Here is a 13,321-nt window from a genome sequence, read left to right as displayed (position 1 = left end):
GCCATCAGCGGCTCGTACACCCCGTCGCGGGCGCCGACGGAGAGCCCCTGCGACATCTGCATCTTCAGCACGGCCCGCCTTGCCTCCACGGGCAGCGAGCCCCACGCATCCAGCAGGGGGACGGCGGCGGCCCAGTCCAGGTCCAGGTACTTCATCCCTCCATTTCCTCCGCGTCGGCGATGTGGTACTCGTAGCCCTGCTCGCAGAGGAAGAGCTGGCGTTTCATGGCGAACTCCTGCTCCACCGTGTCGCGCGATACGAGCGTGTAGAAGTGCGCCTGGTTCTCGCCCGGCTTGGGACGGAGGATGCGGCCCAGGCGCTGCGCCTCTTCCTGGCGCGACCCGAAGGTGCCGGAGATCTGCACCGCCAGCGACGCGTCCGGCAGATCCACGGCGAAGTTGGCGACCTTGGACACCGCCAGAACGGGGATGCGCCCGCCCGGAAGCCGGCGTACAGCTCGTCACGCTTTCGCTGCGGCGTGGAGCCGGTGAGCACGGGCACTCTCAGCTCGTCGGCGACCGCCTTCACCTGGTCGAGGTACATGCCGATGACCAGCGCGGGCTCGCCGGGGTGCGCCGCCAGGATGCCGCGGACCACCGCGGCCTTGGCGGGGTTCTCGGAGGCGATGCGGAACTTCTCGCGCGCGTCGGCCACGGCGTACGGCATGCGCAGCTCCTCGGGCATTGGCACGCGCACCTCGGTGCAGGTGGCGGTGGCGATCCAGCCCTGCCCCTCCAGCTCCTTCCACGGCACCTCGGCCTTCTTGGGCCCGATGAGGGCGAACACGTCGTCCTCGCGGCCGTCCTCGCGCACCAACGTGGCGGTGAGGCCCAGGCGCCGCCGCGCCTGGAGCGTGGCGGTGACCTGGAAGACCGGCGCGGGCAGCAGGTGCACCTCGTCGTACACGATCAGCCCCCAGTCGCGCTGGTCGAAGAGCTCCAGGTGCTTGAACGCGGCGTCGGCCCGGTCGCGGTGGGTGAGCACCTGGTAGGTGGCCACCGTGACGGGCCGGACGTCCTTCGCGCCCCCCGTGTACTCGCCCACCTGGTCGGCCTGCAGCGTGGTCTTGTCCAACAGCTCCGCGATCCACTGCCGCACTGCCGTCACGCTGGTGGTGAGCACCAGGGTCGATGCGCCCACCCGTGCCATGCACGCCATCCCCACCACCGTCTTGCCCGCGCCGCACGGCAGCACCACCACGCCCGAGCCGCCCCGGTCGCCGCCCGCGCCGTGGAAGGCGTCCGCCGCGTCCTGCTGGTAGCTTCGCAGGGCGAAGGGAGCGCCGCTCGCCATCGACTCGCGCAGGGCGACGGGCAGCGGCTCGCCGGGCGTGTAGCCGGCCAGGTCCTCGGCGGGAAAGCCGACCTTCACCAGCGCCTGCTTGACGCGGCCGCGCGCCGCGGGCTCCACCGCGAAGGAAGTGGGCGAGAGGCGGGCGCCCAGGTGCGGCTGGACGACGCGGTTGCGCGAGACCTCCTCGGCCAGCGGCTCGTCGTCGGCCTCCAGCACCAGCCCGCCGCCCGCGCCGTCGCGACGCAGCCGCAGCCGTCCGTAGCGCGAGGCCTGGTCGCGCACCGACGCGTCCACGTGCGCGGGCACGGGATACTTGGAGAGGTCGTGCAGCGCGTCCACGATCTCGGCGGGCGAGGTGCCCACGGAGCACGCGTTCCAGATGGAGAGCGGGGTGATGCGGTAGGTGTGGACGTGCTCGGGAGACTTGACCAGCTCGGCGAAGCGCGCCAGCCGGTCACGCGCTTCCACGTAGCGCGGGTTGTCCACTTCCAGCAGGACGGTGTGGTCGCCCTGCACGATCAGCGGGTTGAGGGGCTGGTAGCCGGACATGCGCACGGTTGGAGGCCGGAGAGCTTGGTGTCGCGCGGGAAGAAGGCTCCGGCGACGGCTGCTCCGATATGAACGAAGTGGACGGACGCGGGAGTATAACCCGCGCACCGCCCACTTATCCAGATGCTTTTCGCGGGAACGCACGCCGCCCCGCCCCGCGCCGGAGGAATCCGGCATGCCGGGCACGCATCACCCGCTGGCCAGCAATACCAAGCTTGCGGGGATGAACAGCTCGCCATCCGCGATGACGTCGCAGAGGAAGTGGAGGTCGGCGGCGGGAGATGAGAGGCGGCGGAGGTAGAGCCAGGCGTAGACGGAGCCGAGCGCGAGGAAGGCGAAGGCGGGCGGCACCCAGCCGAGCAGCGGCGCGGCGATGCAGAAAACACCCGCGGCGGCGTTCGCGGCGTGCAGCAGCCGCAGCGTCCGCCTGCGGCCGAGGACGACGGGCAGCGTGCGGATGCCGTTGTCCCAGTCGCCGTCCATGTCGCGCACGTCGAACACGACCACGTTGATCCACTGGCGGACGAGCAGAAATGCGCCGGCCGCGAGGATCGGCCTCCACTCCACCGCAGCGTCGAAGACCGCGACGGGGAGGAGCGTCAGCACGGCGGTCATGGTGGCGGCGACGTGCAGGTTCTTAAACACGGGCACCTCCTTGATCCGCGAGAATCCCACCCGCCGGGCGATTCGCGGCGGCAGGAAGGGAAACGTGTAGAGCGCCATCGCAACGATCGGCAGCAACGCCACCGCGACGGTCCACGCCCCCTCGCGCGCGGCGAGCGCCAGCGCTCCCACGTACGCGACCGCGGCGGACGCGTATAGCCACGTGGCGTACCTGCGCGCGAACGCCGCCCGCGCGGGATGCGTCCGAGCATCCGCCCCCACGTCCGCCGCCCGGTCGATGCTGTAGATCGCGAAGAACGTGAGGAACGTGATGGCCGGCGCGACCGGCTCCAGCGGAATTCCCGCGGTCACTTCCACCATCGCCGTGCCAAGCGCGAGGCAGAGCGCGAGCAGCACGTTCACCCGCGCCAGGAACGACAGCGCATCTCGAAGAGCCGTCACCGCAACGGATGGAAAAAGGCGTATCGCAGACGGGGGGATATCCCGGTGGAGCGTGCGCCGCGAGTTCACATGTTCAGCGTGAAGTCACCGGCGATGTGCTGCGTGTGGATCACGATCAGCCGCTCGGCATCGACGTTCCCGACGATCATCCCCGCCCCGCCCGAACCCGCGCCGCTCTCCTTCAGCAGCGCAAGGACTTCGCGGGCCGCCTGTTCGTTTGCAAGCAGACGCTCGGCGATGGCCGGTGCCAGGCGCTCGGGCGCCGGCTCGTCACTCAGCTTTAGCACGCTTTTGACGCGGGCCCAAAGGTCTTTACCAGCCTCACCTGCCAGCCCTTTTCCACATTCCGAGGCAAGGGCTGTCGCCCCCGCCGTCACGGTCGCCAGCGCAATCGCATCCATGGTCGTCCGGTTAGAGTGAAGAAGGGTGAAAAGTCCAGTATACTCGCTCCGAAACTCAGTCGGCGGAGTCACGGACTACAGCTATATTCCGAAGGACAATCTGATAGTTTGGGTGATCTGCCGAAAAATATTCGCGCAGAATCTCCTCTGCACGGCGGAGCAAGGCGCACGCGACACCGCGGTCACCCTCTTTGAACCGGATCATCGCGAGGTTTGAATAGCTCCTCGCCAGGCTGGGGTGGTTCGGATCGAAGCTCCGCTCTTCGATCTCGATTGCACGCTCCATCTGCTCCCGCGCCTCCCGCAGCTCCCCCATATCGTGGAGGATCGTCGCGAGGTTTGAATACATCCTCGCCAGGTCCGGGTGGTTCGCATCGAGGCTCCGCTCGTCGATCTCTATCGCACGCTCCATCCGCTCCCGCGCTTCCCGCAGCTCCCCCATGTCCTGGAGGATCGTCGCGAAATTCGAATACCTCGTCGCCAGAGTCGGGTGGTTCGGATCGAAGTTCTGCTCGTCGATCTCGATCGCACGCTCCATCCGCTCCCGCGACTCCCGCAGCTCCCCCATGTCTTTCAGGATCATCGCGAGGTTAGAGAGTAGACGTGCCGATTCAATCTGGCCGATCAGCGTGAGGTTGGGTTCACTAGCGAGAGGTTCCAGCACCGCCCGCTGCTCCGCAAAGCGACCCAACTGCCTCATCGGAGTCGTAATCCGGTTCCCAAGCGTTGCTGCTGCTTTTGTCTGACCGGATTTCGCCAACTCGCGTGAGAGTGCAGCGAGCGGCTTGAGTTCGACGCGAACTCTGCGATCTTCCACCCAACCGTGCGACGCCACACCTCTGGACCTCGCGAGTTTGCAGATGCTCTCCACGAGGGCGGCTTGCCCATTCTCTTTTGAGAGACGCTCGTAGAGGCGGTGGCGCAACACGCGGTGCAGGCCCAGAACGGCGCCTTCGTCTCTCAGCTCACGAAGCAATCGGCGCTCGATGAGCTTGGCCACCACCCTTGAAGCACCTTCACCTTCGCGCCCGGGGGGCTCCGGCACCTCCACCTGCTCGTCGGCAGACAGGAATGCGGGGAGCCAGTCGCGGTAGATTTCGTCCTCAGGGAGGAGCGCGGCATACTCCAGGGCGCGGCGTTCGGCGGGCGGTAGCGAATCCACCAGATCGTCGAAAACCGAGTCCACGCGCCGCTCGTAGGTGCGTTGCGCCGCGACGGCGTCTTCCGTCCTCCGCACCGTGTCCAGCCCCTTCTCGTCGAGGCTGTGGGCATATCTCTTCCACGACAGGTCGGGGTTGTCCTGCATGTACGCACCCGCGACGGTCAGCCCCACCGCCAGCCCATCGAACCATTCAACGACGCGTCGCGCATCCGCATCGCCGGCCGCGTCCGGGCGGAAGCCGGCGAGGAGCGCCACGCCGGCGTCGCCGTCCAGGCGGTCTAGCCGGTACATCTTCACGTCGGCCAGGTGTTCCGCGCGGGTGGTGATCAGGCGGCGGCATGCGCCCGCGGGCAGGTAGCGGTTCCAGGGCGGGTTTCTCCACTGCTCCGGCCCGTCCACGTTGTCCAGCACCAGCAGGCACGGCTCGCCCGTTTCCAAGTGCTGCTTCACCCGCGCCGCGATCTCCTCGCTCCGTTCCGAGAGCGCGAGGCCCAGGTGCGGCGCCAGGCTGCTCACCGCGGGTGGAAGCTCGGAATCGCAGGCCAGGTAGAACACGCCGCCGGGATAATCGTCCAGGTGGCGCCACGCGTACTCAATGGCCGTCGAGGTCTTCCCGATTCCTCCGTGTCCGTGCACCGCGTGCTGCTGCGTGATGCCTACCTGCGAGGCGGCGTTCAGCTCCCCGTGCAGCTCGGCCAGCTCCGCCTCGCGCCCGGCGAACCTCTCGTCGCGCGGTGGCAGGTTACGGGGCGGCTTGTGCACGGGTATGCGCGGCTCCGCCGCACCACCCAAGACGATGGTCGCGCCGCCCTCGATGTTCTGCTGACCGATGTGCACCATCCGCTCGGCGCTGATCTGCTGCGGCGCTGACTCTCGTGCTTCTCCGGATTCTGCCATTTTGGATTCGTCGCGTGATACGGAAGATCAAAGCTCAGCGGAATATGACCTCGACCCGCGCTCCCTGGAAGCTTTTTTCGCGGCGGTGCCGCCGCCACGCATCTCCCGAAACGAAAATCGGCGCCCGGCCGTGGAGGCGGGGCGCCGATCTCGTGCGTTGGACGGAAGGCGTGCGGCCGGTCTACATCAGCCGACGAGCTCGCGCTTGCGGGCCTTCTTGTCCTCGCGCTTGGCCTTGAGGACCACGGTGTCTGCGTCCAGGTGGTCGTCGCCGGAGGCGTGGACGTACTCTTCGTACGTGCCCTTGTAGTCGCGGATGCCCGCGGGGCTGATCTCGATGATACGCGTGGCGAGCTGGCCCACGAACCACCGGTCGTGCGAGACCAGGATCAGCGTGCCCTCGTACGCCTGGAGCGCCTGGACCAGCGCCTCGATGCTCTCGAGGTCCAGGTGGTTGGTGGGCTCGTCGAGCACCAGCACGTTGGGCTGCTCCAGCGCCAGGCGCGCGAACACCAGCCGAGCCGCCTCGCCGCCGGAGAGCGCCGCCAGCCGCTTCTCGCCTTCGTCGCCGGAGAAGAGCATCATGCCCAGGTGGCCGCGCACGAACCCGCGGTCCTTGCCGGGGCAGAAGTCCCACAGCCACTGCTCGGCCGTGCGGTCGATCTCGTCGAGCTGCTCGTGGTGGTCCTGCGCGAAGTAGCCGGGGCGCGTCTCGTAGCCCCACTCCACCGAGCCGGCGTCCGGCTCCATCTCGCCCATCACGATCTTGAGCAGCGTGGACTTGCCGATGCCGTTGGGGCCCATGATGACCAGCTTGTCGCCCCGGTCGAGCAAGATGTCGACGCCGGGCAGCACGTGCTTCTCGCCGAACGACTTGTGCAGGCCCTTGATCTTCAGGACCTCCTTGCCGCTGGGGCGCCGCTGCACGAAGCGGAACTTCGGGTAGCGGCGCGAGCTTCCGGGCAGCTCCTCGAGCTGCTCGCGCTTCTTCTCGATCATGCGCAGCTTGCTCTGGGCCTGGCGGGCCTTGCTGGCCTTGGCCTTGAAGCGGTCCACGAACTCCTGCTGCTGCGCGATCTCCTTCTGCCGCCCCTCGATCTCCTTCTCCTTGCGGTCGCGGTTCTCGACCTTCTGCTCCAGGAAGTCCGTGTAGTTCCCCCTGTACATCGTCACCGTCTGGTAGTCCACGTCCATGATGTGGCTGGCCACGTTGTCCAGGAACCGGTGGTCGTGCGAGATGACGGCGACCGGGCCGTCGAAGTCGTGCAGGAACTTCTCCAGCCAGCGGATGGAGAGGATGTCCAGGTGGTTGGTGGGCTCGTCGAGCAGCAGGATGTCTGGCGACCCCGCCAGCACCTGTGCCAGCAGCACGCGCAGCTTGAAGCCGCCGGAGAGCGTGGACAACGGCTGTCGGTGGATCTCGGTGGGCAGGCCCAGGCCCTCCAGGATGGTGGCGGCGCGCGCCTCGGCGGTGTAGCCGTCCAGGCGCATCACCGTGTCTTCCAGCTCGCCGTACCGCTCGGCGTCGAAGTGCTCGTGGGCGTTGGCGAGAAGCTTCTCCTTCTCCACCATCGCATCCCACAGCTCGGGGTTGCCCATGAGCGTGACGCCCAGGATCTCCTCGTCCTCGTAGAGGAACTGGTCCTGGCGCAGAACGCCCAGGCGCAGCGACTTGGGAACCGACACGCTGCCCGTGCTGGCCTCGGCGTCGCCGCTGAGGATGCTGAGGAGCGTGGTCTTGCCGCACCCGTTGGCGCCCACGATGCCGTAGCGCTCGCCCGGGTTCAGCTGGAAGGCGGCATCCTGGAACAGGACGCGGTCGCCATACGATTTCGATAGGTTGGATACGGATATCATGGCGACGAATATAACCCCAAGTGCCCGTTCGACGTACCCTTAGCCTCGTTCCCGATCCGGAACACCGCTGGGGAGCCCACGCCCCACTGTCCACGCCGTGTCCCTACCGGGTTCGCATCCCAAGTTCCCCGGTTCTCCGTCAAGCCGTTGCGGCCATGCGTGTTCGGTAGATGCTACGCGGAAGCGCAACGTCTGGCGCACCGTCTGCTGCCTGGCGGCAACGCGATCGAGGTAGCGAAGCCCGCCGGATCTGCCCGATCCGCCGAAGATCGCACGGCGCCCCGTCGATCGCATCACTCCGCCATTCCATTCCGCAGCCGTTCCATTCCACCACCTCCAATCAGAGTCCGCACATGATCATCTGGGGATCGGTCGGCAAGGACAAGAGGATCGGCACCGGGCAGTTCCACTGCCCGACCTGCCGCGTGCAGACGCAGTACGCTTATCAGCGGGTCTCGCGCTACTTCACCCTGTACTTCATCCCGCTGTTCCCCACCGAGACGCTGGGCGAGTACCTGCGCTGCCTGGGGTGCAAGGGACACTTCAAACCGTTCATCAGGGAGATGAGCGCGGAGCAGGTGGAGGCGCTGGTGAGCCCATGGCCGTGCGGCAACTGCGGCAACCGCAACGCCGCCGAGCAGGCGTACTGCGTGAGCTGCGGCGCCCGCAAAGGCTACGTGGCCCCCCAGCCCCGTGCCGCGGAGCAGGTGAGCCCGTGGTCGTGCGGCAACTGCAGCAACCGCAACGCCGCCGAGCAGGCGTACTGCCTGAGCTGCGGCGCCCGCAAGGACTACGTGGCCCCGCAGCCCAGCGCCGCCGAAGAGGAGACCGTCGCCGTTCCGCTGCCGTAGCACGCGGGCTGCTTCTGACTGGGTCGAACTGCTGGGGGATCAAGCGACGGCTGGACGTCCGGTGAGGTCCGACGCCCGGCGCTACGCATCTGCGGACGATGCAGGTGAAGACAGGAAGGGGCGCGGCCGGCGAGCCGCGCCCCTTCTGCTGTGTGCCATCTACCGGCTGACGGGAATCATGCCGGCCGGGCCTTCGCCGCGGTCAGCCGCGGGCGGTGGTGAGGGCGGTGACGGCGTCGGCGAGCATGCGGACGCGGGGGGCGTCGCTGGAGCCAGCCGCGTAGCCGCGGATGCGCGTGGAGAGTGCGCGCAGGGCCGTGCGGCGCGCGGCGGCGCCCGAGCCCTCGGCGCGGTCCAGGTCAGCGCGGACCTGCGAGACCTGGTCGGCGCTGAGGCCGTTGCCGCGGGCGAGCTGGTCCACGTACGCGCGGGCCACCACGAAGCTGGCGGGCCACCTCATGCGCGTCTGCGTCTGCGGGTTGAAGCGGTCCATGTGCACCAGCTTGGCCGCCTCGATCTCGTTGCGCGAGAGCATGGCGCTGGGCGTCAGGTCCAGCACGTCCAGCCCGCGCCCGATCTCGGAGCCGTACACGTGGCCGTTGTACCAGTACGCGCTCCAGAAGCCGCCCAGCACCAGCTTGCCGGCATCCATCGGCCCGCGGTCGAAGAAGGCGAGCTCCACCGGGTGCGCGGGATCGGTGAAGTCCACGACCGAGATGCCGCCCTGGTACCACGCCTGGACCTGGATGTCGCGGCCGGGCACGGGCACCAGCGAGCCGTTGTGCGCCACGCAGTTCTCCTCGGCCGTCTGCGGCGCGGGGAGCTTGTAGTAGCCGGCCAGGCTCAGCGTGTTGCCGCTGCGCCGGAAGATGGCGTCGGCGCCCCACTGCGGCCGGTCGGTCTCGCGGCAGCGGGCGGCGGTGCCCCCGCCCCACTCGTCGCTGAACAGGATCTTGCTGCCGTCGTTGCTGAACGTGGCCGAGTGCCAGTACGAGAAGTTGGGGTCGCTCACGTCGGCCACGCGCACCGGGTGGGCCGGGTCGCGGATGTCGAGCAGGATGCCGTTGCCCGCGCACGCGCCCGCCGCCAGCCCCAGCTGCGGGTAGACGGTGATGTCGTGGCACATGTTGGTGGCCGATGTGGTCTGCGTGCCCTCGCCGTGGTTGCCGCCCTTCCACAGGCCCGCGACCGCGCCGGTGGCGGGGTCCGCGAACACGCGCGGCTGGCTGACGATGCGCGCCTGCTGCGGGGCGTTCAGCGGCACGCGGATCACGTCGATGCGGAAAAGCGACGTGTTGGGGTCGTCGGCAGACTTGGCGCAGCCGGCCAGCTCGGCGCCCGAGCGAACCACGCTGGTGCCGGAGACGTAGACGTAGATGCTGCGCGGGTCCTTGGGGTCGGGCACCAGCGTGTGCGTGTGCGAGCCGCGGCAGGTCTGCACGTCGGCCACCTGGCGCGGGCGGGCGATGTCGCTGATGTCGTAGATGCGCACGCCCCGGAAGCGCTCGGCGCTCACGGTGTCCTGGACGCCCTGGGCACCGCAGTCCACGCGCCCGCTCGTCTGCTCCACTGACATGAACAGCAGGTTGCCCCACACCGACACGTCGCCCTGGCCGCCGGGGCACGCGATGCTGCCGCGCAGCACGGGCGCCGAGACGTTGGAGTAGTCGTAGATCTGCACGCCGTGGTAGCCGCCCATGAACACCAGGCTGCCCCGGAACGCCAGGTCGGAGTTGATGTAGCCGAAGTCGCCGCTGTTGGAGGGGTTGAAGAAGCCCTCCGGCTTGGGCGTGTGCGAGATCATCGCCATGTTGCGGATCGCCTCGCCCGCATCGTTCCAGCCCGCGCGCAGGCCCACGCGCGGATCGGCGCCGGTGCCGCCCTGCGCGGCGGCGGGCGCGGCAAAGGCGAGCGCGCCTGTTAAGGCGGCGAGGCGGACGAGGTGTGCGGCCCGCCGTTCACGCGGCCGCGGAGCCATCGCTTCGGTTGTCATCTGTAGTCTTTGTCCGGGGATGTAGGGCGGTCGTGCCGGCGGGGCTCCGGGTGCGGAGCGGCCGTCAGCGGTTGCGGGCGGCCGGGGCCATCCCGTCCAGCAGTCTCTGCATGCGCGCGATCTCGATGCGCTGGTCCGCGTCCACGTGCGACGCGAAGTCGAACAGCTCGGGCTCCTGCCCGGCGCCGGGCGTGGCGAACAGGGCGCGCACCATGGTGATGGCGCCGCGGTGGTGCTGGATCATCCCCGCCAGGAACAGCCGGTCGAACTCGTCTCCGTTGGCCGCAGCAAGGCGGGACATCTGCTCCGGCGTGAGCATACCCGGCATCAACGCGTGCCCATCCATCGCGCCGCCGCGCATCCCACCCATGCCGTCGTGCATCCCCGCCATTCCGTGCATCGACGACGAGTCGCCGTGCATCTCGCGCATCGTATGCATTTCGGACGAGTCAGCGTGCATCGTGTGCATGTTGGATGAGTCGCCGTGCATCGCCATTCCGGGCATCCCGTGCATCCCGGCGGCGGGGATGGCCTGGCCGCGGGCGCGGAGCCAGCGCTGCATGAGCACCGTCTCGTCGCGCTGGGAGACTTCGATGCGGCCGGCCATGAGGCGCACGGCCTCGCTGCGGCTGCGGGACGAGACGAGGGCCGTCATCTCCAGCGCCTGCGCGTGATGCATGATCATGCCCTGCATGAACGCCACATCCGCAGTCGTGTAGCGCGGCTGCGCGGCGCGCGGCGTGTCGGCGGGATGTGCGTGGCCGGGCGCCTGCGCCTGCGCAGGACCGGCGAGGAGCGCGAGGAGGCCTGGGGCCGACATCCATCGCGAGAGTGACTTCATGCGTTTCGCCGTGAAAGGCTGGACGAGCTTACGTCGAAGCGTTTGTGAGCTGATCCTTGCTAGAATGCGTTCGGCCGCCGCGAGCCGCAAGGCTGAGCGGCGGTGGGGCACTTCTAACGTGGCGACGACCATCGTCGGCAGGGGTGCCGGATGTCGTTTACGCAGCTTACGTCGGTTGGACCGCCCCCTAGTTCGGATCTTTGTGGGGGTCCTGGGCTGGCGGGTCTGGTGCCTGCGTTTGTTTTACAGCGGTCGTGGGAAGGACCGGCGCCGGTGGACGCGTAGGCGTACGAGTGCCGTGCTGGTCTACCGCACCGGCCACCGCATCGAACAGCCGTTCCGAGAACCCGAGGAGGAACGCGACCGCCAATGAGCCGACGCTCGACGCATCATCCCATCGCACCTGCTTGAAAGCGTCGCCCAGAAGATTGATGCCGGGCTGGGTGGCGAGCGACACAAGAGCGATACCGAACCAGCCAGCGAGGGCGCCGAACAGGGGGCTGAGAAAAAGCGTCGTCCAGGAAGCGCCGTAGTCCAGGGGCACGTCTTCACGTTTCAGTGCCCGCATGAGCCGGCTCGAATAGCCGCCTGCGGCACCCGCCAGGAAGAGGATCGCGTGTCCTTCCGCGAGGCTGAGGAAGCCGATCACCACCACGGCAGTCACCACGAGCCAGCTCGCCTTGTTCTGCCATTCCATCAACGTGGAGAAGCTGTTGTCGCGTTCGCTGTAGATGATCCCGATCCCGCGTCCGAGCAGCGCCTTTCGTACCTTGTCGGCTCTGGCCAGCTTAGCGTGACCTTCAGGCACCGGGGCCTGAAGCTCCAGGTGGATGGCATCCGCCACCACTACCGCCGTCGGCTTTCCGATCGCTCGAAGCTCGGCGTCCGCCCAGCGGAGGTACGATTCCACATGCTCGGGGGGAGCGAGGAAGGCGGAAAGCTCGCGCTCGATTTCGTGAATTTCGGTCCACAGCGCGTTCTCACGGCCCCGCGACCAGAACAGCTTCTCGGTCCAAGTCGGCTTCCACTCCTTTTGCCGGCAATCGAGTTCCGCTAGCCGATCGTTCAGCACGGCGAGCTTCACTGACTTTTCCAAGGCCGCCACTCGGCTCCGGCGAGCCTCCGCGTCAGGGCTCGCAGGATTTTCGACCAGCGAGGCCGCCTCAGCGTGAAAATTCTTCCGCAACTCGACGGAATCGCCAAGGGGAACGCAGCCCTCGATCTCCGTGTCAAGGCGAGTCCGAAGCGCGCGGATCTGCGCGCCTACCATCTCGTGAAGTGATCGGGCAATGTGGTGCCACCGCGTCGCGGCAATGGAGGCCAGATAGAGGAGCAAAAACACCAGTGTGGCGAAGAACTCCGGAAGTCGGCCAACTTCTTCGGGCAGCTGGACCGTCCCGTCCTGTACCCCAAGAATTCCGATGCGCCGCGCCAGCGTTTGCCCCTTCCCGTAAGTGATCCGTACCTCGTAGTTGCCTGCGGGGAAAGCGATGAACGAGTAGCGCCCGTGCGCATCCGTGGTATCCGTCTTCGCTACGTGCTGCCCATCTACGTCTCCAGTAAGTCGGACGATTGCCCCTGCCACCGGACGACCGCCGTGCGACAGGACGGATTCGCTGAAGGATGTGGTCGCGCTCTTCGGATCCTTTGCTTTGTCCGTACCAACCGGGGCCGTCGTGGAAGATGGTGCGACGGACTGCTTCGGTGCCGAATCACGCGGAGTGGAGGCTGCGTCCGGGGAACCGCCCTGTGCGAGGGCTTGGTCACCGGCGAGGAGTAGAACGAGAAAAGTCAGCGGTGCAATGTGCATGAGTTCCTTTCCAGCTGAGTGTTCGTGCGTCGATTGGGCTTGAGGCGCTGTGAGATTACCAGAACACGGCGGGCGTGAGCGTCTGATGATATGAACGACAGCGTTGTCCAAATTCTCCCGGTGAATAGTGTAGCACCACCGTGCGATCTGATTCAAGAATCATCTTGAAACGAGCGCTACCTTGGGCCGCTACGCGAGATCAGCGCGCATAGTGAGCGGACGTCATCCCAACCGGGTTCGTCATTTGCCCCAAGTTTCAGAGCCGAGAGCAACGGCGAGAGCCCCATCGCCGGCGCGGCGATGGGGCTCTTGTGCATCTCCAGCTTCGAAGCTCGTCAGGCGGGGAGGGCGGCTTCGCGCTGGGCGTCCCACGGATCGGGGAGGAAGCCGTCGAAGACGGTGCCTTCGTTGCGGTCCGCCGCCAGGTCGTAGACGAGCTGGGCGACCGCCATGTCGAGGACGCCGAGGCCGAACGGGCTGAAGATCGCCACGCTGTCGCCGTCGCGGCGGGCGGGGGCGCGGCCGTCGAGGATGTCGGCGAGGGAGCAGCGGATGAAGTCGCGGCTGCCCGACGCCTCTTCGGCCAGGTGGAGCGAGGTGGC

At 67.7% G+C, this 13,321-nt stretch carries 10 protein-coding genes; 1 reads left to right on the top strand and 9 read right to left on the bottom strand.

Annotated features, from left to right (window positions below; genetic code table 11):
• Nucleotides 1-222: 222 nt before the first annotated feature.
• The 5 genes from VFE05_16745 to VFE05_16725 form a co-directional block, all read right to left on the bottom strand.
• The gene (locus VFE05_16745; protein ID HET6231725.1) at nucleotides 223-1,842 is read right to left on the bottom strand and encodes a DNA repair helicase XPB; all 1,620 of its coding nucleotides are present in this window, start codon (nucleotides 1,840-1,842) and stop codon (nucleotides 223-225) included.
• Nucleotides 1,843-2,031: 189 nt separating this feature from the next.
• A complete protein-coding gene (locus tag VFE05_16740) occupies nucleotides 2,032-2,907 on the bottom strand; it encodes a UbiA family prenyltransferase (protein ID HET6231724.1) in 876 nt (291 codons plus the stop codon).
• A gap of 65 nt (nucleotides 2,908-2,972) precedes the next feature.
• Entirely contained in the window at nucleotides 2,973-3,308 is a 336-nt protein-coding gene (locus VFE05_16735; protein ID HET6231723.1) for a hypothetical protein, read from the bottom strand.
• Nucleotides 3,309-3,363: 55 nt separating this feature from the next.
• On the bottom strand, nucleotides 3,364-5,367 hold the full coding sequence (locus VFE05_16730) for a tetratricopeptide repeat protein (GenBank protein HET6231722.1): 2,004 nt from the start codon (nucleotides 5,365-5,367) through the stop codon (nucleotides 3,364-3,366).
• Nucleotides 5,368-5,553: 186 nt separating this feature from the next.
• A complete protein-coding gene (locus tag VFE05_16725; protein HET6231721.1) occupies nucleotides 5,554-7,224 on the bottom strand; it encodes an ABC-F family ATP-binding cassette domain-containing protein in 1,671 nt (556 codons plus the stop codon).
• A gap of 353 nt (nucleotides 7,225-7,577) precedes the next feature.
• Between VFE05_16725 and VFE05_16720 the strand changes: the two genes are divergently transcribed.
• A complete protein-coding gene (locus VFE05_16720) occupies nucleotides 7,578-8,075 on the top strand; it encodes a zinc ribbon domain-containing protein (GenBank protein HET6231720.1) in 498 nt (165 codons plus the stop codon).
• 202 nt (nucleotides 8,076-8,277) lie between these two features.
• On the opposite strand, the gene VFE05_16715 is transcribed toward VFE05_16720, so the two are convergent.
• The 4 genes from VFE05_16715 to VFE05_16700 form a co-directional block, all read right to left on the bottom strand.
• On the bottom strand, nucleotides 8,278-10,068 hold the full coding sequence (locus tag VFE05_16715) for a hypothetical protein (GenBank protein ID HET6231719.1): 1,791 nt from the start codon (nucleotides 10,066-10,068) through the stop codon (nucleotides 8,278-8,280).
• 64 nt (nucleotides 10,069-10,132) lie between these two features.
• Entirely contained in the window at nucleotides 10,133-10,909 is a 777-nt protein-coding gene (locus VFE05_16710) for a DUF305 domain-containing protein (GenBank protein HET6231718.1), read from the bottom strand.
• Between the two features lie 187 nt (nucleotides 10,910-11,096).
• Entirely contained in the window at nucleotides 11,097-12,719 is a 1,623-nt protein-coding gene (locus VFE05_16705) for a carboxypeptidase-like regulatory domain-containing protein (protein ID HET6231717.1), read from the bottom strand.
• Between the two features lie 335 nt (nucleotides 12,720-13,054).
• The coding region (locus VFE05_16700) for a hypothetical protein (protein ID HET6231716.1) at nucleotides 13,055-13,321 on the bottom strand (267 nt) is incomplete at its 5' end.

It is taken from the genome of Longimicrobiaceae bacterium (genome assembly GCA_035696245.1).
GTDB lineage: Bacteria > Gemmatimonadota > Gemmatimonadetes > Longimicrobiales > Longimicrobiaceae > DASRQW01.
This window is presented reverse-complemented; position numbering and strand designations above follow the sequence as displayed.

Bases quoted from the DNA above. Each gene is read 5' to 3' on its own strand.
- VFE05_16710 (HET6231718.1), bottom strand. From the start codon at position 10,909: ATGAAGTCACTCTCGCGATGGATGTCGGCCCCAGGCCTCCTCGCGCTC.
- VFE05_16725 (HET6231721.1), bottom strand. From the start codon at position 7,224: ATGATATCCGTATCCAACCTATCGAAATCGTATGGCGACCGCGTCCTG.
- VFE05_16735 (HET6231723.1), bottom strand. From the start codon at position 3,308: ATGGATGCGATTGCGCTGGCGACCGTGACGGCGGGGGCGACAGCCCTT.
- VFE05_16720 (HET6231720.1), top strand. From the start codon at position 7,578: ATGATCATCTGGGGATCGGTCGGCAAGGACAAGAGGATCGGCACCGGG.
- VFE05_16705 (HET6231717.1), bottom strand. From the start codon at position 12,719: ATGCACATTGCACCGCTGACTTTTCTCGTTCTACTCCTCGCCGGTGAC.
- VFE05_16730 (HET6231722.1), bottom strand. From the start codon at position 5,367: ATGGCAGAATCCGGAGAAGCACGAGAGTCAGCGCCGCAGCAGATCAGC.
- VFE05_16745 (HET6231725.1), bottom strand. From the start codon at position 1,842: ATGTCCGGCTACCAGCCCCTCAACCCGCTGATCGTGCAGGGCGACCAC.
- VFE05_16715 (HET6231719.1), bottom strand. From the start codon at position 10,068: ATGACAACCGAAGCGATGGCTCCGCGGCCGCGTGAACGGCGGGCCGCA.